The following is a 22,493-nucleotide window of genomic DNA, read 5'->3' as shown; positions in this document are numbered from 1 at the left end:
TTATCTCCCTGGTGCAGGAATTCTTATCCTTTCACCGTCTCTTCGAGCGTGAAGCGTCCCAGCGGATTCTGATGGAAATCTTTGATATTGGTACGGGTGACGTTGCGGTACGGGCTGTAATAGAGATCAATCCAGTTCACGTCCGCTTTTGCCATTTTCTGCAACTCGATGTACATCTGTTCACGTTTTTTCGGGTCCATCTCCACCCGCGCCGCAGCGACCAGCGCCTTCACTTTCTCATTGTGATAGCGCGTCATGTAGTTGTTGTTGGAATCATGCCCGAGCACAAAGGTGGTTTTCTGATCTGGATCGAGAATGTCATTTGTCCAGTACATCACCGAGATGTCGTAATCGCCCGCGATCAGCATGTCCCAGCTCTGGCTCGGATCCACTTTCTGTAAGTTGGCGGTGATCCCTGCTTTTGCCAGCTGTTGCTGTAAAAGTACGGCAATCTGTTCATCCACTTCATCACCGGCGTTCACCAGATATTTCAGAGTCAGGTTTTTCACACCCGCCGCCGCTAGCAGTTGTTTTGCTTTTTCCGGATCATAAGGACGTTGCAGGTTATCTGCGTAATGATAGAGCGCGCCGTCAGGAATATACGAGTTGGCGATTTTACCGTAACCGAAGGTCACGGTATCAATAATGGCTTTTTTATCGATGGCAAAATCCAGCGCCTGACGCACTTCCACTTTGGCCAGATCGCCGTGGGAATGGTTGATCAGCAGATGATCTTCACGGGTTGACGTATCCAGTTCTACCGCCAGTTTCGGGTCTTTTTGCAGTGACGAAATACGCGAGAACGGAATAGACAGCGCTGCGTCAATTTCGCCCGCCTGCACTTTGAGCATACGGGTATTGTCATCCGGCAGCGTCAGCCACTCGACGCCATCCAGTTTCACCTTTGCGGCGTCCCAGTAATACGGGTTTTTCACCAGTTCAACTTTCTCACCGCGCGTCCACTCTTTTACACTGAACGCGCCGGAACCGACCGGGTGCTCGGCAAAATCGTCTGCGCCCTGTTTGGTCAATGCATGTTGTGAAATCACCGAGGCATTGGGCAGCGCCAGCTGTGATAAAAAGGCCGCCGACGGCGTTTTCAGGGTAATGACCAGCGTATGCGCGTCGGTGGCTTTCAGCGTATCGATAATGCTGTAAGAATCTTTCCACAGTGATCCGGCGTCATCACGGATTCGCGTCAGGCTGAACACCGCATCAGAGGCGGTCACCGGCGTGCCGTCGGAGAATGTCGCGTCACGCATGTTCAGCGTATACGTTTTACCGTCCGGCGAAATCGTCCAGCTTTCTGCCAGCCCCGGCAGCAGTTTGGTGCCGGTGTTATCGACACGCACCAGCGGATCGAACACGTTGGAAAATACCCAGTTATCCGCGTTTTGCGCGGACTTGATCGGGTCGAATGTCGTGCTGTCCTCCCGGCGACCAATGGTCAAAACACCGGCCGCCTGCGCCATTTCGCTGACCAGACTCAACGCCAGCAGCACCCCGGCGGCCACAACGTTAAAATGCTTTTGCTTCATGTAACATTCCTTCAGTCTTCGGATAGACACCTTCACTGCTGTGGCCGTCAAGCACACAGGCAAAGGCATGGTCGGCAATATGCCGGGTTTCCGGCGCCGTGCCGTGCCGGCACGCATCAATCGCAAAAGCACAGCGTGGATGGAAAGCGCAGCCCGCAGGCAGCGACACCGGACTCGGTGGCTCGCCCTGTAACGGATGTTCAGGCAAAGGGCGGTCAGGATCGATTTCAGGAATCGCCGCCACCAGTGCGGCGGTATACGGGTGGCGCGGCGCGTTAAATACCGTCTGCGTCGGCCCGCTTTCGACAATTTTACCGAGATACATCACCGCCACCCGGTCGCACAGGCGGCGGACAATCGCCAGATCGTGCGCGATAAACAGAATTGCCAACCCCATGCTTTCGCGCAGATCCATCAGCAGATTGATGATTTGCGCCTGAATCGACACATCCAGCGCCGCGACGCATTCATCGGCGACAATCAGACGCGGTTCGATAGCCAGCGCGCGGGCAATTCCGGCGCGCTGACATTGTCCGCCGCTCAGCGCCTGCGGACGACGCGTGGCATGTTCGGGGCTGAGTCCGACCAGCGTCAGCAGCGTATTAATGCGCGCCGGAATATTTCCTTTCGCCACTTTGTGATGCACGCGCAGCACTTCGCCGATACTTTCGCCAATCGTCTGACGCGGATTTAGTGACGAAAATGGATCCTGAAAAATCATCGCCGTCTGTTGCCGTAAACGGGCGATATCCGGCTTCATTCCGCCGGTGATCAGCTGGCCGTTAAACCGCACGCGTCCGGCACTGGTGTTTTCCAGATGCAGCATCGCCCTGCCGAGCGTGCTTTTCCCGCTGCCCGATTCCCCTACCAGTCCCAGCGTTTCACCAGCATTGATATGGAGCGACACATTGTTGACCGCCTGTACGCTGCGTTTTTTCAGACCCAAACCGCCCGATACTGGAAAGCTGACGCTCAGATCTTCCACTTCCAGCAGCGGATACGGGCGCAGATTCACATCAGAAAGTGGGTTCATTTTCTCTCCCGGTCATTACCGCGCTCAGTCCCGTTAACGGATGGTGGCAGGCGACCGCATGGCTGCCGGATGGCATCGCGGGCTGAACCTCGCCGCACAGGGATGTCGCCCTTGCGCAGCGCGGATGAAACCGGCAACCGGTCGGAAATCGTGCTGCGACAGGCGGCTGGCCGGGCAAGGTGATCAACCGACCTGCACCGCCTTCGCTCACCGGCTGGCAGTCGATCAGCCCGCGGGTATACGGGTGCAGCGCCTGCGCCAGCACAGTACGTTTTTCACCGGTTTCACACAGCCTTCCGCCGTACATCACCGCAATGCGGTCACAGGTTTGCGCCACCACGCCGAGATCGTGAGTAATGAGAATGATGGCGATACCGAGCCGGTCGCGCAGGTCACGGAGCAGACGTAAAATCTGCATCTGCACGGTGACGTCCAGCGCGGTAGTCGGTTCGTCGGCAATCAGCATTTTAGGTTCGCAGGCCAGCGCCACAGCGATCATCGCGCGCTGGCGCATTCCGCCTGAAAACTCATGTGGATAGTTATCTGCGCGGCGCGTCGGATCGGGGATCCCCACCTGACGCAGCAGTTCCACGGCCTGCAACTGTGCCTCGCGGCGGCTGGCCCCAAAATGCAGACGGCGACTTTCGGCAATCTGCTGGCCGATGGTCATTACCGGATTCAGATGACTGGCCGGATTCTGGAAAATCATGCCGATTTCCCGCCCGCGAATGGCGGTCATGCGTTTATCGTTCAGCGTCAGTAAATCGGTGCCGTTGAGGCGGATTTCACCCGCGCTGATCTTGAGCCCTTCACCCGGCAGCAGGCGCATCATGGCGCGGCAGCTGAGTGTTTTGCCGGAACCACTTTCACCGACCAGTCCGAGAATGTCGCCCGCATTCAGCGTCAGCGACAGGTTATCGACCAGCGCCACGCCCTGCCGGTCTTCAATGGTTAAACCGGAAACTTGCATCAGCGTCATGGCCGTTCTCCCAGTTTGTCGCCCAGTCCGTCCGCCAGCAGGCTGAAACTCATCGCCAGCACCACGATCGCTAAACCGGGGAAGGTGGTGATCCACCACGCCGTAGTAATAAAGCTTTGCCCTTCGGCGACCATCACGCCCCATTCCGCCACCGGCGGCTGGACACCCAGACCGAGGTAACTCACCGACGCGCCACTGAGCAACACCAGCACGCAGTCAGACATTGAAAACACCAGCGAACTGGTCAGCGCGTTGGGCAGCAGATGTAAAAGTAAGATGCGCGGATGGCTGTAACCGAGGCTGCGCGCCGCCAGAATGAAATCGCGGTGTTTGAGCGTCAGCACCTGCGAGCGCACCAGACGGGCATACGACACCCAGCCGACCATCGCCATCGCGATGTAAAAACTGCCAAGCCCCGGCCCGAGAATGGCGATAATCGACAGCATCAGCACCAGAAACGGAAACGCCAGAACCACGTCGATCACCCGCATGAGAAAGGTGTCCACTGCGCCGCCAAGATAGCCGGAGAACGCGCCAATCAGCGTGCCGAAGGTAAACGGGAAAATGACGCCAATCAGGCAGATTTGCAGATCAATCCGTGCGCCCCACATCACGCGGGAAAGAATGTCACGACCAAAATTATCGGTACCAAACGGATGGGCAAAAGTCGGTGGTGACAGTGTCACCGAAGCATCCTGCGCTACCGGGTCAAACGGCGCGATCCACGGGCTGAGCAACGCAATCAACACCCACACGCTCAGCATTATTATTCCCACTCGCAGCGCCTGATGACGCGGCAACCCGCGCAGGTGAAATTGACCCATCCGCTTCGTGGCTATCTTCTCAGTCATGCTCATAGCTTCACCCTCGGATCCAACGCCACGGTCAGTAAGTCAGCCACCAGATTCACTGCCACCGTCGCCAGCGCGAACACCAGCACCACGCCCTGCACCACCATGTAATCGCGGCTGATGATGGCTTTCACCAGCAACTGCCCCATACCGGGGATGGCAAAGACGCTTTCAATCACCACCGTGCTGCCAATCAGCCAGCCGATGTTAACGGCCAGCAGATTGACGGTCGGCACAAGGGAATTGGGCATCACGTGACGCCAGAAAATACGGTTTTCGTTCTGCCCCCGCGCACGGGCGGCGGTGACGTAATCATTCTGCAATTCCATCAGCAGACTGGCGCGCAGGTTGCGGGTCAGCACCGCCGACAGCGCCAGTGCAACGGTCAGGCACGGCAAAAACAGATGATGAACCCGCTCGCCAAAATCGCTGCCATACCCCGATACCGGGAACCAGCCGAGGGACAGGCTGAACAGCAAAATCATCATGATCGCCAGCCAGAACGCCGGTAATCCGAGACCGATGGTGGACAGTAAACGGATCACCTGATCCGCCAGCCGCCCGCGATGCCGCGCCGCACAGGCCGCCAGCGGCACGGTAAAGAGCATCGCCAGCAGCACGCTGCCCAGCACCAGAAACAGCGTCGGTTCGATGCGCGTCATAATCAGCTTCAGCGTATCGACGCGATAAATCAGCGACTTACCCATTTCACCGTGAAAGAGATTGCTTAAAAAATAGAGATATTGCTGCCAGACCGGCAGATCCAGACCGTACTGCACGCGGATACGGGCGATGGCCTCCGGTGAACTGTGGACGCCGAGCAGGATACGCGCCGGATCGCCGGGAATAGCTCGCACCATGACAAACGTCAGAATGCTGATCCCCAGCAAAACCGGCAGCAATTGCAGTGGTCGCCAGAACAGAAATCGGTAACGGTGCATGACAATCCTCTTAATGGTTGTTTCTGGTGCAGAGCGAGAGTCTTTTCCCCTGTGGCTTTACGTTAGCCTTAGGAAATCCCCGCCGGTAGTTAGCAAAATTACTAGGTTTGCCCTCGTATCGGATTGGCACTGCGATTGCATAACCTTTCATTAACAAATTAGGTGCAGCAAAAACGATGCCCGATCAGCTGTTCGTGGCCGGAAAGAAGTCATCAGGAGATAAATTCATGAAGCTCGCGGTGCAGGAGAGTGCAGTGTCTTTGCGGGAAACCACCGTTGACGGTGCTTTCGACCAGCTTTTCGCCCAGACCTCGCGCCTGGGGTTTGATGCCCTGATTTACGATTACACGCCGGTGCCGCGATCGCTTGAAGGCGAACTGATTACGCCGTCCCTGCTGCGCATGGGCAATGTGCCCGGCGACATGCAGCGGCTGTGGCTGGAGAGCGGTTATTATCAGGTGGATCCGGTACAACATTACGCGCTGGAAAGCTGCGCGCCGTTTGTCTGGTCCTATCAGCGCCCGGATAATACTTCGCTGCAAAACCGCCTGAGTGATCTGAATAAACCGGTTACCCATTACATGTGCGATAACAATATGCCGTGCGGCGCGACGGTGCCTTTGCATTTGCCGAACGGTGGGTTTGTGACGGTCACCGGCATCCACACTGGTGCCGGGCATGAGCTGGATATTCATGACGTGCTGGCCGAACTGAGCCTGCTGGCGCTGACCTTTCAGGAGTGCGTTTTCCCGCTGTTCGACAGCAGCGTTCTGATCTGCCAGCACGTGCGACTGAGCAAGCGCGAGCGCGAATGTCTGAGCTGGGCGGCGGAGGGATTAACCGCTAAAGAAATCGCCCGCAAGCTGAACCGCTCAATAGCCACGGTCACCCTGCATCTGAATACGGCGGTACGAAAACTGGGCGCCAGCAACCGCGTGCAGGCAGTGGTTCGGGCAATGCATTACCGTTTACTCGACAGCTGATCCGCGCGATTTCCTATCTTTTTTACTAGCTGTTCAGCGCCGCCCTGATGTTTACCCTGTGATGATTATTCACCGGCAGGGGAAACGAAATGTACAACATCACTGAAGGCTATGCGCCGTTTCAGGAATACCAGACCTGGTACCGCATCTGTGGCGATTTACACAACGGCAAAACGCCGCTGGTGATTGCGCACGGGGGTCCGGGCTGCACACATGATTACGTCGATGCCTTCCGCGATATCGCCGAAACAGGACGCGCGGTGATCCATTACGATCAGATTGGTAATGGCCGTTCGACGCATCTGCCGGATAAGCCGGCGGATTTCTGGCAGCCGTCTTTCTTTCTGGCGGAGCTTGATAATCTGCTGCGCCATCTGGGTATCCAGAATGATTACGCCCTGCTCGGTCAGTCCTGGGGCGGTATGCTCGGTGCCGAACACGCGGTAATGCAGCCTGCCGGTCTGAAAGCACTGATCATCGCCAACTCGCCTGCGTCTATGGAACTCTGGCTGCAAGCCGCCGCCAGACTGCGCAGCAAACTGCCCCCGGACGTTCAGGAAACCTTACTCACGCATGAAGCCGCCGGAACCCTCGACAGTGTGGAATACAAAGCCGCGTCGCAGGTATTTTATGCCCGCCACGTCTGCCGCCTCGACCCGTGGCCGGACGACGTGAAACGCACGTTTGCCGCAATGGACGACGATCCGACCGTGTATCTCGCCATGAACGGCCCGACCGAATTCCACGTTATCGGCAGCATGAAAAACTGGACGGTGATTGACCGTCTTCCCGCCATCAACGTGCCGGCGTTGCTGATATCTGGTCGCTACGACGAAGCCGCCCCGGAAGTGGTGCAGCCGTTTGCGGATCACATCAAAGAAGCCGAATGGGTGATTTTCGAGAACTCAAGCCACATGCCGCATGTGGAAGAACGCGGGGCGTGTATGAAATGCGTGGGGGATTTTATGGATAAGATTTAGTAAGTTGAAAGATAAGTTGAAACCTGTTTCGTCCTTAATACCCCCTCCCGGCCTCCCCCTTCGCAGTGGGAGGAGCAGAATAAACATCCCGCAAAACCGGCTCGATCAACTCCCTCCCCTGCGAAGGGAGGGCTGGGGTGGGGTATTAATGAAAAATCAGATGGTTAAACTATACTCATGCCAGAGATTTACAGTGAAAATACACCCTGATATTCCCTTCTCATTGGAATGATTACTCTCTTCCAAAAATCTTTATCACCGCATCCAGATGATCTTTCATCGCTTTCTTCGCTGCACGACTGTCCCTTGCTTCCAGCGCTGTAAGGATCTCCAGATGCTCAATCTCCGAGCGGTGCGGCATATCCTGCGGGGTGTAGTGGAGTTGCAGACTGCGGAACATGGTGCCGTAACGGTGACCGAGCAGGTGCGCGATGATAAACGCATACGCCGGATTTCCGCTGGCCTGAGCGATACGGATATGAAATAACCGGTCGCCGGGATGCGTCGCGGAACCGTTGCGGTTATCGCGACAGTTCTGCTCATAGGCTGCTCTGATCGCCGCAAGTTCTTCGTCTGTCGCATTTCTTGCCGCCATCGCAGCGGTTTCAGGCTCTATCAGACGTCGGGTTTGTAACAGTGAAAATGGTGGCAATTCTGCGGTGAAATCCAGCTCGATATTCAGCTCATCATCCACGTCCGCCCACTGATTGCGCCCGGCCTGCGACATCACCGGTTCCTGCGAAGGCGCGGCAGGCTTCGACGGTTGCTGACGCACAATCACGCCGTTTCCGACCCGTACATCCACCAATCCGATCACTTCCAGCGCAATCAGCGCCTCCCGCACTGACGCCCGGCTGACCTGCAACTGACTGGCCAGTTCACGCTCGGCGGGAAGACGGCTGCCGGGCGGAAATTCTTTGTTATCAATTAACGTTTTTAGCTGGTCAGCTATCTGCCTGTAAATCCTGGGATTTTCTAATTTTTTTATCGGCATCGGACACCTGAGGTCAATTCTCATTAAGTGATTCAGCTAGCATTTTCCGGACAAAAATCTTGCTGATTTGTTTTATGCATGTAAAAAGTTGGTTAAACGAAATAGCGTTTTAAGTAGAAGCTTGCCGAACATCTTAGCAAAAAGCACTGCTTATCACGCGTTTTTTTCACCTCCAATGGCCTGACCATTAGGCCTTTAAAATGATTATTTACGGGGAATTGTTATGAACCTGGCAGGGAAAAAAGTTCTGATCACCGCAGCCGGACAGGGCATCGGTTTTAACACCGCAACGCTGTTTGCCCGCGAAGGCGCAGAAGTGATTGCCACCGATATCAACATCGATGCACTGCACGATATTCCGGGGATCACCCCGCGCCTGCTCGATGTGACCGACCCGCAGGCGATTGCCGCGCTGGCGGAAGAAATCGGTGCGCTCGATGTGCTGTTCAACTGCGCGGGCGTGGTCCACAGCGGCGACATCCTGTCTTGTACCGAACGCGAATGGCAGTTTGCGCTCGATCTCAACGTGACGGCGATGTTCCACATGATCCGCGCCTTTTTGCCCGCCATGCTCGGTAACAACCGTGGCTCGATTATCAATATGTCTTCGGTCGCCTCTAGCATCAAAGGCGTACCGAACCGCTTTGCTTACAGCGCCTCAAAGGCCGCCGTTATCGGCCTGACACGCTCGGTCGCGGCGGATTACGTGACCCGCGGCATTCGCTGCAACGCGATTTGTCCGGGCACGGTGGAATCTCCTTCCCTGCGCCAGCGCATTGCCGCTCAGGCGCAGGCCGAAGGACGCAGCGAAGAAGAAGTGTATGCGGCGTTTGTTTCCCGCCAGCCCATCGGGCGCATCGGCAAAACCGAAGAAATCGCGCAACTGGCGCTGTATCTGGCCTCCGACGCCAGCTCTTACACCACCGGCACCGTGCAAATTATTGACGGTGGCTGGAGCAACTGAATTTTAACATTCTGACTTCTAAACCTCTGACTTTCACAGAAGGACACTGACCATGAAATTACTCCGTTACGGCAATGCAGGCTCTGAGCTTCCCGGCCTGCTCGACAGCACCGGCAAATTGCGCGACCTCAGTGCGCATGTCGCTGACATCAGCGGCGAATTTTTACAGCCGGAAACGCTGGATAAATTGCGCCAGCTCGATCCGCAAAGCCTGCCGCTGGTCAGCGGTGAACCGCGACTCGGTGCCTGTGTCGGCAAAGTCGGCAAATTCATCTGTATCGGTCTGAATTACGCCGATCACGCTGCGGAAACTGGCGCGGAAATCCCCAAAGAACCGGTGATTTTCAGCAAATGGACCAGTGCGATTGTCGGACCGAATGACGACGTGGAAATCCCGCGCGATTCAGTCAAAACCGACTGGGAAGTGGAACTCGGCGTGGTGATCGGCACCGGCGGGCGTTACATCAGCGAAGCGGATGCCCTGTCGCACGTCGCCGGTTACTGCGTGATTAACGATGTGTCCGAGCGCGAATTCCAGATCGAACGCGGCGGCACCTGGGACAAAGGCAAAGGCTGCGACACCTTTGGCCCGACCGGCCCGTGGCTGGTGACGGCGGATGAAATTCACGATCCGCATCAGCTGAATCTGTGGCTGGAAGTGGACGGCAAGCGATATCAGAACGGCAATACGCGCACCATGATTTTCCAGATCCCCGAAATTATCAGTTATCTCAGCCGTTTCATGAGCCTGCAACCGGGCGACATTATTTCCACCGGCACCCCGCCGGGCGTCGGGCTGGGGCAAAAACCGCCAGTGTATCTGAAGGCCGGACAGGTAATGCGTCTCGGGATTGAAGGTTTGGGTGAGCAACGTCAGAAGACGGTGCAGGCATAACGTCTTATAGCTAAAGGATTTTTGCGATGACAACGATTACCGCTTTACGTGTTGAAGATGTGCGCTTCCCCACCTCGCTGGCGCTGGACGGCTCGGATGCCATGAACCCGGATCCGGACTATTCCGCCGCCTATGTGATCCTCGAAACTGACAATCCGGCGCTTAAAGGTCACGGCCTGACGTTCACTATCGGGCGCGGCAATGAAATCTGCTGTGCAGCCATTAAAGCGCTGGAACATCTGATTGTCGGACGTGAACTGGCGGGCATCACCGCCGATATGGGCAAATTCTGGCGCGATTTCACCAGTGACAGTCAGCTGCGCTGGATTGGCCCGGACAAGGGCGCGATCCATCTGGCGACCGGTGCGGTAGTCAATGCCGTGTGGGATTTATGGAGCAAAGCCGCCGGTAAACCGCTGTGGAAACTGGTCTCTGACATGTCGCCGGAAGAACTGGTGCGCTGCATCGATTTTCGTTACATCACTGACTGCATCACGCCGCAGGAAGCGCTGACACTATTGCAGCAGCGTTCTGACAACAAGGCGCAACGCACAGAGAAACTGCTGGCAGAAGGGTATCCGTGTTACACGACGTCCGCGGGCTGGCTGGGTTATCCCGACGATAAACTGCGCCGTTTGTGTCAGGAAGCGGTCGATGCCGGTTTTGATTATCTGAAACTGAAAGTCGGGCGTGACCTGGAAGATGACATCCGCCGCGTACGCATTGCCCGCGAAGTCATCGGGCCGGATCGCAAACTGATGATCGACGCCAATCAGGTGTGGGAAACCAACGACGCCATTCCGTGGGTGAATGCCCTCGCCTTTGCCAAACCGTGGTTTATCGAAGAACCGACCAGCCCGGACGATATCGAAGGCCACCGCAAAATCCGCCAGGCCGTTGCGCCGGTTAAAGTCGCCACCGGTGAAATGTGCCAGAACCGCATCATGTTCAAGCAGTTCATCATGCGCGAAGCCATTGACGTGGTGCAGATTGATGCCTGCCGCATGGGCGGCGTGAATGAAGTGCTGGCCGTGATGCTGATGGCCGCCAAATATAATCTGCCAGTGTGTCCGCATGCAGGCGGCGTCGGGTTATGCGAGTACGTTCAGCATCTGTCGATGATTGATTATCTGTGCATCGCCGGAACGCACGAAGGCCGCGTCATCGAATACGTTGACCATCTTCACGAACATTTTGTGCATCCGTGTGACATCCGTGGTGCGGCGTATATGCCACCGCAGGCTCCGGGCTTCTCCATCGAAATGCATCAGGCATCGATTGAGAAATACCGCCATCACGCCTGAAACCCATGCAAGAGAAAGCACGAGGAAAACGCCGATGATGCGAATCGACAGCCACCAGCATTTCTGGCGCTACACGCCGCAGGATTACCGCTGGATAAGCGATGAGATGGCGGTGCTGAAGCAGGATTTATTGCCACAGACGTTGCAGCTCGCGTTACAACGTCACGGTATTCAGGGCACGGTTCTGGTTCAGGCGTGTTCTTCTGTGCAGGAAACGCGCTGGCTGCTGGAACTCGCCGGACAACATGACTTTGTGCGCGCCGTCACGGGCTGGGTGGATCTGTCTTCGCCCGCACTGCAACAGGCGCTGGACGTGATTTCGCATCCGCTGCTGCGCGGTTTTCGTCATCAGGTACAGGACGAACCTGCGCCCGCGCAATGGCTGGCAGATCCGGCCATTAATGCCGGACTCCGGCAGCTTCAGAAGCAGGAATATGTCTATGAAATTCTAGTGACGCACCGGCATCTGCGGGATGCCGTGCAGTTTGCCGAACGCCATGACAACTATTTTCTGGTGCTTGATCATTTCGGCAAACCGGATCTGAGTCTGGGTGCGGCGCACTGGAAGCAGCAAGTTGCGCCGCTGGCAGCGTTAAAACACGTCAGCTGCAAACTCTCCGGCCTGCTGACCGAGCCGCGGCCTGCGGGCATGTCGGCACGCGACCTGCTGCCGTATTTCGAGGCCGCACTGGAGGTTTTTGGTGCTGAACGGCTGATGTTTGGCTCCGACTGGCCGGTGTGTCTGCTGGCTGATACGGATGAAAATCCGTGGGATTTATGCAAGCAGGCCACGACGACATTGAGTAGTGACGAGCAGGCAGCCATTTACGGCGGCAACGCCTGCACGGTTTATCAATTACAGCCTTTACCGATTACAGGAAATGACTGATGGATCTGCATCTGCAAAATAAAGTGGTGATGGTCACCGGCGGCGGTTCAGGTATCGGCGCAGCGATTTCGCTGACGCTGGCGGAAGAAGGCGCCATTCCGGTGATTATCAGTAATACCGAACCGGCCAACGAACTGATGCATAAGCTTCAACAGCTTTCACCGCAGGCCAGTTTTGTACTGACCGAACTGCGCGACGAAGCCAGCTGTAAGGTGGCGGTGGACGACGTTCTTACCCGTTATGGCAGCATCGACGGGCTGGTGAATAATGCCGGTGCCAATGACAGTGTCGGGCTGGAAGCGGGTCGCGAAGCCTTTGTGAAGTCGCTCGAACAAAATTTGGTTCACTATTATCTGATGGCACACCTGAGCCTGAACGCCCTGCGCGCCAGCCGGGGTTCCATCGTCAATATCAGCTCGAAAACCGCGTTAACCGGACAGGGTAATACCAGCGGTTATGCCTCTGCCAAAGGCGGCATTTTGGCGCTGACCCGCGAATGGGCGGCGGCGTTGCTCAGCGACGGTATCCGCGTGAACGCCGTGATACCGGCAGAAGTGATGACGCCGTTGTATGAACGCTGGATAAAAAGCTTCGACCATCCCGAGAAGAAGCTGCAACAAATCACCTCGCATATTCCGCTGGGTCAGCGCATGACCACGCCGCAGGAAATTGCTAATACCGTGGTGTTTTTGCTTTCTTCCCGCGCCTCGCACACCACCGGCCAGTGGCTGACCGTGGACGGCGGCTATATGCATCTCGACCGGGCGCTGACATGACGCGCCGCTATTGTCAGGCGCTGGATCTGGCAGACGATCCGGCGCTTATCGAAGAATATCAGCGTTATCACCGCGAAATCTGGCCGGAAATTACCGTGCATCTGCGTCGTTATGGCATCGCAGAGATGGAAATTTACCGGCTGGGCAACCGGCTGATGATGGTGATGGAAACCACGGAAGATTTTGACAGCGGGCTGTTCGAACGCCGCAGTCTGGAGGATCCAAAAGTCTGCGAATGGGAAGCCCTGATGTGGAAATATCAGCGCCCCACGCCGTGGACGCCTGCCGGTGAAAAATGGGTAGAAATGGAAAAGATTTTTTCGCTGGCTGAACAGAAATAAAAAAAACCTCCCTGCTATGAGGGAGTTAATCACGTTTTTCACGATATCTGACATAAAAAAATCAGCCACCTGAGCTGAACCCCTACATGCGTTACCAGATACTGAGGAATACACTATGCTCGCCGATAAAACTGCCGCGCCTGCTTATGCGCAGCGCAAAACGACGTCCGGTTTCCGACTGGCGTTCATCCTGGTCACCACGCTGTTTTTCCTGTGGGGTTTATCCTACGGGCTGCTGGATGTCCTGAATAAGCATTTCCAGGAAGTGTTACACGTCAACAAGGCCCAGTCCGGCCTGTTACAGGCCGCGTATTTCGGGGCGTATTTCATCATCGCCCTGCCCGCGGGTTTCTTCATGGACCGATTCGGCTATAAAGCCGGGATCCTGGTCGGATTATGCCTGTATGCGCTGGGCGCGCTGCTGTTCGTCCCCGCCGCCTCCGCAGGCAGTTTCGGCATGTTCCTGTTCGCGCTGTTCGTGATTGCCCTGGGTCTGGGTTGCCTCGAAACTGCCGCGAACCCGTTCGCCACCGTACTGGGTGATCCTGCCGGTGCGGAACGCCGCCTGAACCTTTCCCAGTCATTCAACGGCTTAGGTCAGTTTATCGGTCCGATCATTGGCGGTTCGCTGTTCTTCTCCGCCACGCAAGGCACCACGGCGGATGGCCTGTCCTCGGTCAAAACCACTTACGTCGCCATTGCCGTATTAGTTTTGCTGATCGCCTTTTTGTTCGGTCGCACCAAACTGCCGGACATCCGCGAACAAAGCACGTCTGAAGACCACGGCATCGCTAAAGGTTTGTGGCAGCACGGCCATTTCACCGGCGGCGTGATCGCACAATTTTTCTATGTGGCGGCCCAGGTTGGCGTCGGCGCGTTCTTCATTAACTACACCACCGAACACTGGCACACGCTGTCGAATCAGAACGCCTCATACCTGTTGTCAGTTGGCATGATCAGCTTCATGGTCGGGCGCTTCTTCAGCACCTGGCTGATGGGATTTGTGCGCCCTGCCACGCTGCTGGTGGTGTATGCCATCATCAATATTGTGCTGTGCGGTGTGGTCGTTGCGGGGATTGATAACGTCTCGGTGATTGCGCTGGTAGCAATATTCTTCTTCATGTCGATCATGTTCCCGACCATTTTTGCGATGGGCGTGAAGAACATGGGTAAACAAACCAAACGCGCCAGCTCAGTCATGATCATGGCGATTGTCGGCGGCGCGGTGATGCCATACCTGATGGGTGCGATTGCTGACCACTACAACACGGCGGTGTCCTACGCGCTGCCGATGGTGTGCTTCGCGGTAGTACTGATTTATGCCGTGAAACAGCGGGCGAAAGCCGTAATTTAAGCCAATTTTAGCAGGGCACAACAGGCGATCCTTAACATCCAGACGGGTGTTAAGGATAAGATCAGCTCAGATTCAAACTGAACAGGCGACTCAGCGCAATTCTGCCGCTGTCCGTAACGCTCACTTCGCGGTAGCCAGGCGTGCGGGTGATCCACCCTTTTTGCAGCAACAGCGTCATCAATGCTTGTCCCGCATCCCCGCCCAGATGAAAACGTCTTTCACTCCAGTCCAGACACCCACAGCACGTTTTGCGGCGCGGGCGCGGATCAAGCACTGCGCCAATCCCTTGAAAATGGGCTTTTCCTTCGGGTGTCAGCGCATTGCCATCAGACTCAATCCAGTTTTCATTCAGCATGAAATCGTAGATTTTTACCGCCAGTTCTCCGGCCAGATGGTCATAACAGGTTCGTGCGTAACGCAGAACGACCGGCGTCCGTGACACAAACGCCGCGTGATTATGCATGGAAACGCCCATCAGGTTTTCCAGCAATCCGGCGATATGATGCCCGGCCAGACTGTAATACCGGTGGCGTCCCTGCGTCAGGCAAATCACCAGCCCGTTACTGAGCAGCCGGGTGAGATGCCCGCTGGTCGTCGAAGCCGCAATGCCCGCCACCGCGCTGAGTTCCGTCGCCGTCCACGCGCGTCCGTCCATCAGCGCGCACAGAATACTGACCCTGGAAGGGTCAGATATCGCAGAAGCCACCAGTGACATGGATTTCTCAAGAGAATCATCCGGCTCACTGTCGTATTCGGTTTTAAGAAAATTCATTCAGATTGTACTGCCCATTGATGGGTGACTTCTGCTGCACGGATGTCGTCATCGGTCAGCAGAATAAGCCGGTTATCGTGGTCACTGTACTGTACCAGAATGTTAATGCCATTGAGGGCGAGTGTCTGGGCGATTTCACCGAGTTCGCCCGGCTGTTTCTGGGGTAATTTCCTGATCAGCGGACGGGACAGATTTCTGACCTCAAACCCGGCATCTGTCAGAACCTGGCGAGCTTTCTCGCCGTCTTCAATCAGGAAATGTGCGTGCCCGACTTCCGGTGTCGTAAATACACCGCCGCCCTCCAGACCCACACCGTTGATACCCAGAATACGTCCCAGTGAGGCCAGCGAACCCGGAGTGTTGTCGAGGATCACGTGAATGTCATACATGCTGATGCGCTCCTTTACCGGAAGGCTGATTCAAAGATTTGTCGGAAGAATAGTCACGAAATACGCGGGCAACACGAATTCTGTAGTATGAAAAAATCGACTGTTTCCCCTCTTTCTGCGCGGCCAGATGCATCACATTCTGTTTCCATCCGGCTACCGACTCTTCATCTTCCCACCACGACAAAGAAAGAATTTTTCCGGATGTGCTCAGGCTCTCGAATCGCTCAATCGAAATAAATCCCGGCGTGTCCGACAATAAAGGTTTCAGTTCAGCCGCCAGCTCAAGATAACGCTCGCGGGCTTCGGGTACTGCGTCTGCCTCGAAAAGTACTGCGATCATCTTTGTTCTCCCTCATGAATTTCACGCAGCTTAATACCGGTAAAAAGGGGATGCTTCGGTCAGCGCCGAAGTATGTCGGTGACGCACATTCAGGATCATGAACTTTGTTCATGTTCAGTGAATTTATATCACTTTTTTTCACTCAGTGACTCAGGCATAAAAGAGTCATCGCGATTCACTCTTAAAATATGAAGACCACTGAAATAACGTAGATTTTTCAGCAGCCGGGGCACCTGACTAAAATGAATAATAAATTTAACTTTACTCTTAAGAGCATTCGTTTCGACGAAAATTATAACCCTTCGGAAAATACGCGTATTACGACTAACTTCGCTAATCTGGCAAGGGGTGAGAAACGTCAGGAAAACCTGCACAACACTCTGGTGATGATCGACAATCGTTTCAATTCTCTGGCGCACTGGGACAACCCAAAGGGTGATCGTTACTCTGTCGAACTGGACATTATTACCGCGCAGTTAAATATTAATATAGAGGGTAGGTCCGACGCCTTCCCGGTGATTGAAATATTAAAAACCAATATTGTTGATAAAAAAACCAACGAACGCTTTGAAGGCATTTTAGGCAATAACTTTTCCTCTTATGTGCGTGATTATGATTTCAGCGTGGTGCTGCCTGAGCATAATAAGAACAAGTCCGGATTCAGTCTGCCGGAAAATTTTGGCGTTTTACACGGTGATATCTTTAAACGCTTCGTTAATTCAGCGACTTACAAAGAATACTTTAAGAAATCACCGGTTATCTGCCTGAGCGTCTCCAGTAAAAACACTTATTACCGTACCGGAAATCAACATCCTGTATTAGGCATCGAATATCAGCAGGATGCACCTTCCCTGACTGATGAATATTTCTCCAAAATGGGATTGCGCGCCCGCTACTTTATGCCTGAACACAGCGTTGCGCCTTTGGCGTTTTATTTCAGCGGCGATTTACTCAGCGATTACACAGATCTTGAGTTGATTGGCACGATCAGCACGATGGAGACTTTCCAGAAGATTTATCGCCCTGAAATTTATAATGCAAATTCCGTGGCAGGAAAAGAATATCAACCTAGCCTGAATTTCCAGGATTACTCATTAACCCGGATTGTTTATGACCGGGAAGAACGTAGCCAGCTGGCTGTTGAGCAGGGTAAATTTACTGAAGAGCAATTTATTAAACCTTACCAGGCTGTTCTTAAACAATGGTCCGCTGAACCCGTTCTTTGATTTACCAAAAAAATATAAGGTCACCTGTGATGAAAAAATTATTACCGACATCGACTGCGGGCAGCTTACCGAAGCCGTCCTGGATTGCGCAGCCAGAGACACTCTGGTCACCCTGGAAACTGGAAGGTCAGGAATTAGTTGACGGCAAACTCGACGCACTGCGTTTATGTCTGGAAGATCAGCAACAGGCCGGTATTGATATCGTCAGCGATGGCGAGCAAACGCGTCAGCATTTTGTCACCACATTTATCGAGCATCTCGAAGGCGTTGATTTCGAGAAGCGTGAGATCGTTAAGATCCGCAACCGCTATGAAGCAAGTGTGCCAACCGTTGTCGGGCCGGTGAGTCGTAAGAAGTCCGTTTTTGTCGAAGATGCGAAGTTTTTACGTAAGCAAACCACGCAGCCGATCAAATGGGCCCTTCCGGGACCGATGACCATGATCGACACACTGTATGACAATCACTATAAAAGTCGCGAAAAACTCGCCTGGGAATTCGCTAAAATTCTCAACGAAGAAGCCAAAGAGTTAGAGGCGGCGGGCGTCGATATCATCCAGTTTGATGAGCCAGCCTTTAATGTGTTCTTCGATGAAGTGAACGACTGGGGTATCGCCACCTTAGAAAGAGCCATTGAAGGGCTGAAATGCGAAACGGCTGTCCACATCTGCTACGGCTACGGCATCAAAGCCAACACCGACTGGAAGAAAACGCTGGGCACGGAGTGGAGACAATACGAAGAGATCTTCCCGAAACTGCAAAAATCTAATATCGATATTATCTCGCTGGAATGCCATCACTCACATGTTCCGATGGAACTGATGGAGCTGATCCGCGGTAAAAAAGTGATGGTCGGCGCTATCGACGTGGCCACCAATACCATTGAAACACCGGAAGAAGTTGCCGCAACGCTGCGTAAAGCCCTCCAATTTGTCGATGCGGACAAACTCTATCCGTGCACCAACTGCGGCATGATCCCTCTGCCACGCGGCGTTGCACGCGGTAAGCTGGATGCATTAAGCGCCGGTGCAGAAATCGTGCGTAAAGAACTGCTGGCAAAATAACCTGGGCAGATAGCACAAAGCTGAAGAGAAAATAGTCTGAGTTGAGCGATCAAAACGGTCGCCAACTCATTAGCCCGCTATCGCTCCCCTCCGTTTAACTTTCTTTTAATTCAGGCCACCGGCAATTTGTCCAGAATCGCCTGGGCGGTATTCACATCTGTCACCAGCGAATTGATCATTCCTGAGCGCACTGCGCCAATAATCCCCGCGGCTTTTTCAGGGGTGGCGGCCACACCAATGGTTAGCGGCGTTTTGCGCAGCTGTTCTGCCGAGGCGGCAATCATTCTTTCTTCCCCTTCCCAATGCAGTAAATCGCCAGATTCGGTGAAGTAATGACGCAGCACATCCCCCGCTGCATCACTCAGCGCCTGCTCACCCGGTGTTGCCGTGGTGGATTCACTCGGTTTAGGGGTATGCGTCAGGCCTACACCGACAATCGCCGCATCGAGCCGATCCCACAGTGAAATAATTTCCTGCACACTCGGGTCTGCGAGAAACGCATCACGCAATTCCGCCGATGAAAGATAAGGGGCGTGCAGAAAATACGGCGTGCCTTCCATCTGTTCTGCCGCACGGCGCACGAACTCGGTTATCTGGAAATGCGGGGCCGATTGTTGCATACCCCCGTTGAGCGCGACGGTCATAATGCCCGGCAGACGCGGCATACCCGCCAGCGTCACTTCCCGCACGGCCCTTCCCCAGCCGATACCGAGCACTGATCCAGCACCTAAACCGGCTTCCTGTAACAAAGAAGCCAGCGGTGTCGCCAACGCGCCCAGCACGTTGCCCGGTGGCGCATCCACCACATACGCGTGTCTGAGTCCGAGGCGTTTCATCAGGTCAGTTGTCATGTCTTCCGGCGACGATAAACCCACCACTTCGATGCGCACAATCCCTGCTGCACGGGCTTTATTCAGCAACCGGGAAATGGTTGCCGTCGACACATCCAGCTTGCGTGCAATCTCCACCTGAGACATATCAGACTCGTAATGCAGCTTCGCCACCAGATGCATCATGGCACGCGTTGCTGCAATATCTTGCAAAATTGGCTCTTTCAGCTTGAAATTCCTTTCAGTAATGAATTACACTCAAATCGTCGATTGAGGGATTATTGCGCAACACCTGTAAAAATGCAATGTGCCGGTTCGGGCTTCAACCCTTGTAAAACGGCGTGTTACGCGATTTTCCGCCCCTTTTCGTCAGGGGGCAAAGACAGAACGTCCAGTGTAATCGAGATTTTTTCATCTGTAATAAATTTCACGCAAAGGAGAGTTCCATGTCAAAAATGTCTACTTCAGAATTACGCAGTTATCAGCAGATTTGCGGCAAGAACGGTGCGATGCTGGTGATCGCCTGTGACCAGCGTGGCGCCATGCGCAGCCTGCTCGCCAGCGACCCGCAGCAACAATCTGCCATTTCAGAACATGAACTCGGGCTTATCAAAGCCGACATCACCCAATATCTCGCCAGTAAAGCCTCCTGTGTGCTGGTCGATCCGGTTTGCGCCGTCCCGCAACTGGTGGATAACGGGATTATTGCCCGCGACACCGCGCTGCTCATTGGCCTTGATGCTTCTGGCTGGGATAATTCGCCGGAAGGTTATCGTCTGTCACGCCTTGTCGCTAACGTAGATGCACGCCGCGTACGTGAACTGGGGGCGACCGGTGGTAAAATCATGGTCTATCTGCGCTCCGATCAGGAAGCCGCTAACCGACATAACATTGATATTCTGCGTCAGTGTATTGAGGACTTCGCCCGCGAAGACCTGCTGCTGGTGGTGGAGTTTTTGACCTATAAACTCGACAACGAAACCGAGGAAGAATATAAAGAAAAAGTCCCGTCACTGATTTATGGCGGCACGAAGATTTGCCTGGAATGCGGCGCGAAAGTGCTAAAACTGCCTTATCCGGGCTCGAAACAAGCCTGTGCTGACATCACCAAACTTGCAGGGGTCGTGCCCTGGGCGGTGCTTTCAGCGGGCGTTGACCATTCCACTTTCCTCAAACAAGTCGCAGATGCCATGAGTGAGGGCGCGTCAGGCGTTATCGCAGGCCGTTCATTGTGGAAAGACTGCATTTCGCTGGATCGCAACGCAACGAAATCCCGTCTGGAATCGCTGGCGGTACCGCGTCTGAACGAGTTGCAGGCTGTCATTCAGCAGTATTTCCATGCACCGGCACATAACCAAACACAACAGGTGGAACATGTCTGATAACAGAAGCGCCTCACGAAATGGCTTTACCAGCAAACGCGTTATCCTGGTGAACGGGATCCCGGCGTCAGGTAAAAGCCGGCTCGCTGTTGAGCTTTCTGCACACAGCGGCTGGCTGCAACTGTCGCTTGATGGCATTAAAAATCCTTTTCTTCAGCGATTAGAGAACGTTGACCGCCCTTTTAACCGCGTACTTGGGCTGGCAAGCTATCAGGTTATCTGGGACATCATCGGCGGCGCACCACAGGGCAGCACTTTTATTGTCGATGCGTGGTTTGGTTTTCAGCCCCAGGAAGTCTTGCAGGATTATCTGCAACGGGCGGGCGTCACGCAGGTCGTAGAAATCTGGTGTCAGATTGATGCTGAACTGGTTGCCGGACGTTTTGCCTCACGACTGGGCGAACGTTTACCGGGACATGTCGGGGCAGAATATATTCCCGAATTAAAAATTCTCGCAGGAAATGCACGGCCAATAACATCAGGACCAGTTTATTCTGTTGATCAGAATGTTATTGGACAAAATAAGCCTGTGAATATTGTTGATATTCATCAGTGGATAATGAATTCATTCGACACACAAATTCAATGAAAGCTGACCAGAGGAAATATTCGTTTACCGAAAAAGTAAGTTAATTCTGATATCAGGACGTTGTTAAACCTCTGCTATCATTCATTCTTTCAGGTCGCCTGAAATTATTATCTTTCATTGATGGCTAACAGGACTGGATAGATCACAGTTTTTATTTTAATTAAATAACATACTGAGAAAATACCCTACTCTTATGAAGAGGCATTATGTTAAGCGACTGGATTAATGAAAATAACACGCAAATCATCAGTAAAATAGAAGACTGGAAAAGTGCAGTGGCATTTGCCGTGCAACCGTTAATTGATTCGGGCGCAGCGGAAAACCGTTATCTTCAGGCTATATATGATATGCACCGGGAAATCGGGCCTTATTATGTTTTGGGCGAAGGTATAGCAATGCCACACGCCCGGCCAGAAGAAGGGGTTAACCATACGGCACTGTCCCTGGTGATTGTTTCAGAAGGCGTTGAGTTTGGCAGTGAAGATAACGATCCGGTTTACGTCATCTTCGCGCTGGCCGCTGTGGACAGCCATTCGCACATAGAAATGATTGCCAGCCTTTCCCATCTGTTCTGTGATGACGAGGCGGCAGAGCGGTTAAAACGTAGTAAAAACAGACAGGAAGCATTAGATATCATCCGGCAGTTTTAAACGTGAAGTGAAAAGAGTTAAACATAACCCTTTATGAACACCTACAAAGAACGTAAGGAAAAATGATGAAAAAGCTATCAATCCTGGCGGTATGCGGTGCGGGTCTGGGCAGCAGTTTTGCCTGTGAAATGAGTATCGAAGCAGCGTTAAAAGATTTGGGTGTGGAAGCCGATTTATCACATTGTGATATTTCCAGTGCCACGTCATCGAGAGCCGACATTATTATGACCGGCGAAAACTTCAGATCGCAATTCCAGCATTACACAATCAACGCCAACATTATTTATCTGAAGCGTCTGGTTGATAAAAATGAAATAAAGGCCAAGCTGACCCCTATCCTTCAGGAAATGGGACATCTGGCCATTTAATAAATTATTATTTAAAGTAAAAACACTTATAAATCGACAGAACAATTACCGTGAACTCTACAGG

General features: G+C 53.8%; 25 protein-coding genes. 15 read left to right on the top strand and 10 right to left on the bottom strand.

Features of this window, described 5'->3' with window-relative positions:
• Positions 1–23: 23 nt before the first annotated feature.
• The 5 genes from J1784_RS17635 to J1784_RS17615 are packed head-to-tail and all read right to left on the bottom strand — an operon-like array spanning position 24 to position 5,342.
• Positions 24–1,538 carry an ABC transporter substrate-binding protein gene (locus J1784_RS17635; protein WP_217150291.1) on the bottom strand — a complete coding sequence of 505 codons (1,515 nt, stop codon included), beginning with the start codon at positions 1,536–1,538 and terminating at the stop codon, positions 24–26.
• Positions 1,519–2,571, bottom strand: a complete 1,053-nt coding sequence (locus tag J1784_RS17630) for an ABC transporter ATP-binding protein (RefSeq protein WP_217150290.1) — start codon at positions 2,569–2,571, stop codon at positions 1,519–1,521. The genes J1784_RS17635 and J1784_RS17630 overlap by 20 nt, the downstream gene beginning before the upstream one ends.
• Positions 2,555–3,550, bottom strand: coding sequence for an ABC transporter ATP-binding protein (locus tag J1784_RS17625; protein ID WP_217150289.1), 996 nt, complete (start codon positions 3,548–3,550; stop codon positions 2,555–2,557). The genes J1784_RS17630 and J1784_RS17625 overlap by 17 nt, the downstream gene beginning before the upstream one ends.
• A complete protein-coding gene (locus J1784_RS17620) occupies positions 3,547–4,401 on the bottom strand; it encodes an ABC transporter permease (RefSeq protein WP_420803980.1) in 855 nt (284 codons plus the stop codon). The genes J1784_RS17625 and J1784_RS17620 overlap by 4 nt, the downstream gene beginning before the upstream one ends.
• 2 nt (positions 4,402–4,403) lie before the next feature.
• The gene (locus tag J1784_RS17615) at positions 4,404–5,342 is read right to left on the bottom strand and encodes an ABC transporter permease (RefSeq protein WP_217150287.1); all 939 of its coding nucleotides are present in this window, start codon (positions 5,340–5,342) and stop codon (positions 4,404–4,406) included.
• A 227-nt stretch (positions 5,343–5,569) separates the two neighbouring features.
• Here J1784_RS17615 and J1784_RS17610 point away from each other — a divergent pair, with 227 nt between their 5' ends.
• The gene (locus J1784_RS17610; protein ID WP_217150286.1) at positions 5,570–6,325 is read left to right on the top strand and encodes a LuxR family transcriptional regulator; all 756 of its coding nucleotides are present in this window, start codon (positions 5,570–5,572) and stop codon (positions 6,323–6,325) included.
• An 89-nt stretch (positions 6,326–6,414) separates the two neighbouring features.
• A complete protein-coding gene (locus tag J1784_RS17605) occupies positions 6,415–7,305 on the top strand; it encodes a proline iminopeptidase-family hydrolase (protein WP_217150285.1) in 891 nt (296 codons plus the stop codon).
• A gap of 232 nt (positions 7,306–7,537) precedes the next feature.
• On the opposite strand, the gene J1784_RS17600 is transcribed toward J1784_RS17605, so the two are convergent.
• The gene (locus J1784_RS17600) at positions 7,538–8,299 is read right to left on the bottom strand and encodes a FadR/GntR family transcriptional regulator (RefSeq protein ID WP_217150284.1); all 762 of its coding nucleotides are present in this window, start codon (positions 8,297–8,299) and stop codon (positions 7,538–7,540) included.
• A gap of 223 nt (positions 8,300–8,522) precedes the next feature.
• Here J1784_RS17600 and J1784_RS17595 point away from each other — a divergent pair, with 223 nt between their 5' ends.
• From J1784_RS17595 to fucP, 7 genes are all read left to right on the top strand, one after another.
• Entirely contained in the window at positions 8,523–9,263 is a 741-nt protein-coding gene (locus J1784_RS17595; protein ID WP_217150283.1) for an SDR family oxidoreductase, read from the top strand.
• 52 nt (positions 9,264–9,315) lie between these two features.
• A complete protein-coding gene (locus tag J1784_RS17590; RefSeq protein WP_120509539.1) occupies positions 9,316–10,158 on the top strand; it encodes a fumarylacetoacetate hydrolase family protein in 843 nt (280 codons plus the stop codon).
• Positions 10,159–10,184: 26 nt separating this feature from the next.
• The gene (locus tag J1784_RS17585) at positions 10,185–11,462 is read left to right on the top strand and encodes an L-fuconate dehydratase (protein WP_217150282.1); all 1,278 of its coding nucleotides are present in this window, start codon (positions 10,185–10,187) and stop codon (positions 11,460–11,462) included.
• Positions 11,463–11,496: 34 nt separating this feature from the next.
• Complete coding sequence (locus J1784_RS17580) at positions 11,497–12,351, top strand: amidohydrolase family protein (protein ID WP_217150281.1); 855 nt, start codon at positions 11,497–11,499, stop codon at positions 12,349–12,351.
• A complete protein-coding gene (locus J1784_RS17575) occupies positions 12,351–13,127 on the top strand; it encodes an L-fucose dehydrogenase (RefSeq protein WP_217150280.1) in 777 nt (258 codons plus the stop codon). The genes J1784_RS17580 and J1784_RS17575 overlap by 1 nt, the downstream gene beginning before the upstream one ends.
• Positions 13,124–13,468, top strand: coding sequence for an L-rhamnose mutarotase (locus tag J1784_RS17570; protein WP_217150279.1), 345 nt, complete (start codon positions 13,124–13,126; stop codon positions 13,466–13,468). Before J1784_RS17575 ends, J1784_RS17570 begins: the two co-directional genes overlap by 4 nt.
• 115 nt (positions 13,469–13,583) lie before the next feature.
• On the top strand, positions 13,584–14,822 hold the full coding sequence (gene fucP, locus J1784_RS17565) for an L-fucose:H+ symporter permease (RefSeq protein WP_217150278.1): 1,239 nt from the start codon (positions 13,584–13,586) through the stop codon (positions 14,820–14,822).
• A gap of 61 nt (positions 14,823–14,883) precedes the next feature.
• On the opposite strand, the gene J1784_RS17560 is transcribed toward fucP, so the two are convergent.
• The 3 genes from J1784_RS17560 to J1784_RS17550 are packed head-to-tail and all read right to left on the bottom strand — an operon-like array spanning position 14,884 to position 16,323.
• The gene (locus J1784_RS17560) at positions 14,884–15,594 is read right to left on the bottom strand and encodes an ArsR/SmtB family transcription factor (RefSeq protein WP_217150277.1); all 711 of its coding nucleotides are present in this window, start codon (positions 15,592–15,594) and stop codon (positions 14,884–14,886) included.
• Positions 15,591–15,983 (bottom strand): amino acid-binding protein, encoded by a 393-nt coding sequence (locus J1784_RS17555; RefSeq protein WP_217150276.1) that lies wholly within the window; start codon positions 15,981–15,983, stop codon positions 15,591–15,593. Before J1784_RS17555 ends, J1784_RS17560 begins: the two co-directional genes overlap by 4 nt.
• The gene (locus J1784_RS17550) at positions 15,976–16,323 is read right to left on the bottom strand and encodes an antibiotic biosynthesis monooxygenase family protein (RefSeq protein ID WP_217150275.1); all 348 of its coding nucleotides are present in this window, start codon (positions 16,321–16,323) and stop codon (positions 15,976–15,978) included. The genes J1784_RS17555 and J1784_RS17550 overlap by 8 nt, the downstream gene beginning before the upstream one ends.
• 242 nt (positions 16,324–16,565) lie before the next feature.
• On the opposite strand from J1784_RS17550, the gene J1784_RS17545 reads away from it, so the two are divergent.
• A complete protein-coding gene (locus tag J1784_RS17545) occupies positions 16,566–17,549 on the top strand; it encodes a DUF1852 domain-containing protein (RefSeq protein ID WP_217150274.1) in 984 nt (327 codons plus the stop codon).
• 29 nt (positions 17,550–17,578) lie between these two features.
• The gene (locus J1784_RS17540; protein ID WP_113876461.1) at positions 17,579–18,610 is read left to right on the top strand and encodes a methionine synthase; all 1,032 of its coding nucleotides are present in this window, start codon (positions 17,579–17,581) and stop codon (positions 18,608–18,610) included.
• 110 nt (positions 18,611–18,720) lie between these two features.
• On the opposite strand, the gene J1784_RS17535 is transcribed toward J1784_RS17540, so the two are convergent.
• A complete protein-coding gene (locus J1784_RS17535) occupies positions 18,721–19,653 on the bottom strand; it encodes a sugar-binding transcriptional regulator (RefSeq protein WP_119824139.1) in 933 nt (310 codons plus the stop codon).
• Between the two features lie 233 nt (positions 19,654–19,886).
• Between J1784_RS17535 and J1784_RS17530 the strand changes: the two genes are divergently transcribed.
• The 4 genes from J1784_RS17530 (at position 19,887) to J1784_RS17515 (ending at position 22,429) form a co-directional block, all read left to right on the top strand.
• Positions 19,887–20,822: a tagatose-bisphosphate aldolase gene (locus J1784_RS17530; RefSeq protein WP_119824137.1), complete on the top strand. Its 936-nt coding sequence runs from the start codon at positions 19,887–19,889 to the stop codon at positions 20,820–20,822.
• Positions 20,815–21,411, top strand: coding sequence for a P-loop nucleotide/nucleoside kinase family protein (locus J1784_RS17525; protein WP_119824135.1), 597 nt, complete (start codon positions 20,815–20,817; stop codon positions 21,409–21,411). The genes J1784_RS17530 and J1784_RS17525 overlap by 8 nt, the downstream gene beginning before the upstream one ends.
• A gap of 206 nt (positions 21,412–21,617) precedes the next feature.
• Positions 21,618–22,061, top strand: coding sequence for a PTS sugar transporter subunit IIA (locus J1784_RS17520; RefSeq protein ID WP_113876465.1), 444 nt, complete (start codon positions 21,618–21,620; stop codon positions 22,059–22,061).
• A 65-nt stretch (positions 22,062–22,126) separates the two neighbouring features.
• Positions 22,127–22,429, top strand: coding sequence for a PTS sugar transporter subunit IIB (locus J1784_RS17515; RefSeq protein ID WP_217150273.1), 303 nt, complete (start codon positions 22,127–22,129; stop codon positions 22,427–22,429).
• The last annotated feature ends 64 nt before the right edge of the window (positions 22,430–22,493 follow it).

This window comes from Rahnella ecdela (assembly GCF_019049625.1).
Taxonomy (GTDB): domain Bacteria; phylum Pseudomonadota; class Gammaproteobacteria; order Enterobacterales; family Enterobacteriaceae; genus Rahnella; species Rahnella ecdela.
Note: the sequence above shows the minus strand (reverse complement) of the source record. Positions and strands in the feature narration are given on the sequence as shown.

Bases quoted from the DNA above. Each gene is read 5' to 3' on its own strand.
- J1784_RS17600 (WP_217150284.1), bottom strand. From the start codon at position 8,299: ATGCCGATAAAAAAATTAGAAAATCCCAGGATTTACAGGCAGATAGCT.
- J1784_RS17630 (WP_217150290.1), bottom strand. From the start codon at position 2,571: ATGAACCCACTTTCTGATGTGAATCTGCGCCCGTATCCGCTGCTGGAA.
- J1784_RS17590 (WP_120509539.1), top strand. From the start codon at position 9,316: ATGAAATTACTCCGTTACGGCAATGCAGGCTCTGAGCTTCCCGGCCTG.
- J1784_RS17635 (WP_217150291.1), bottom strand. From the start codon at position 1,538: ATGAAGCAAAAGCATTTTAACGTTGTGGCCGCCGGGGTGCTGCTGGCG.
- J1784_RS17555 (WP_217150276.1), bottom strand. From the start codon at position 15,983: ATGTATGACATTCACGTGATCCTCGACAACACTCCGGGTTCGCTGGCC.
- J1784_RS17530 (WP_119824137.1), top strand. From the start codon at position 19,887: ATGTCAAAAATGTCTACTTCAGAATTACGCAGTTATCAGCAGATTTGC.
- J1784_RS17575 (WP_217150280.1), top strand. From the start codon at position 12,351: ATGGATCTGCATCTGCAAAATAAAGTGGTGATGGTCACCGGCGGCGGT.
- J1784_RS17585 (WP_217150282.1), top strand. From the start codon at position 10,185: ATGACAACGATTACCGCTTTACGTGTTGAAGATGTGCGCTTCCCCACC.
- J1784_RS17625 (WP_217150289.1), bottom strand. From the start codon at position 3,550: ATGACGCTGATGCAAGTTTCCGGTTTAACCATTGAAGACCGGCAGGGC.
- J1784_RS17560 (WP_217150277.1), bottom strand. From the start codon at position 15,594: ATGAATTTTCTTAAAACCGAATACGACAGTGAGCCGGATGATTCTCTT.
- J1784_RS17520 (WP_113876465.1), top strand. From the start codon at position 21,618: ATGTTAAGCGACTGGATTAATGAAAATAACACGCAAATCATCAGTAAA.
- J1784_RS17540 (WP_113876461.1), top strand. From the start codon at position 17,579: ATGAAAAAATTATTACCGACATCGACTGCGGGCAGCTTACCGAAGCCG.
- J1784_RS17545 (WP_217150274.1), top strand. From the start codon at position 16,566: ATGAATAATAAATTTAACTTTACTCTTAAGAGCATTCGTTTCGACGAA.
- J1784_RS17580 (WP_217150281.1), top strand. From the start codon at position 11,497: ATGATGCGAATCGACAGCCACCAGCATTTCTGGCGCTACACGCCGCAG.
- J1784_RS17525 (WP_119824135.1), top strand. From the start codon at position 20,815: ATGTCTGATAACAGAAGCGCCTCACGAAATGGCTTTACCAGCAAACGC.
- J1784_RS17570 (WP_217150279.1), top strand. From the start codon at position 13,124: ATGACGCGCCGCTATTGTCAGGCGCTGGATCTGGCAGACGATCCGGCG.
- J1784_RS17615 (WP_217150287.1), bottom strand. From the start codon at position 5,342: ATGCACCGTTACCGATTTCTGTTCTGGCGACCACTGCAATTGCTGCCG.
- fucP (WP_217150278.1), top strand. From the start codon at position 13,584: ATGCTCGCCGATAAAACTGCCGCGCCTGCTTATGCGCAGCGCAAAACG.
- J1784_RS17610 (WP_217150286.1), top strand. From the start codon at position 5,570: ATGAAGCTCGCGGTGCAGGAGAGTGCAGTGTCTTTGCGGGAAACCACC.
- J1784_RS17550 (WP_217150275.1), bottom strand. From the start codon at position 16,323: ATGATCGCAGTACTTTTCGAGGCAGACGCAGTACCCGAAGCCCGCGAG.
- J1784_RS17605 (WP_217150285.1), top strand. From the start codon at position 6,415: ATGTACAACATCACTGAAGGCTATGCGCCGTTTCAGGAATACCAGACC.
- J1784_RS17515 (WP_217150273.1), top strand. From the start codon at position 22,127: ATGAAAAAGCTATCAATCCTGGCGGTATGCGGTGCGGGTCTGGGCAGC.
- J1784_RS17620 (WP_420803980.1), bottom strand. From the start codon at position 4,401: ATGACTGAGAAGATAGCCACGAAGCGGATGGGTCAATTTCACCTGCGC.
- J1784_RS17595 (WP_217150283.1), top strand. From the start codon at position 8,523: ATGAACCTGGCAGGGAAAAAAGTTCTGATCACCGCAGCCGGACAGGGC.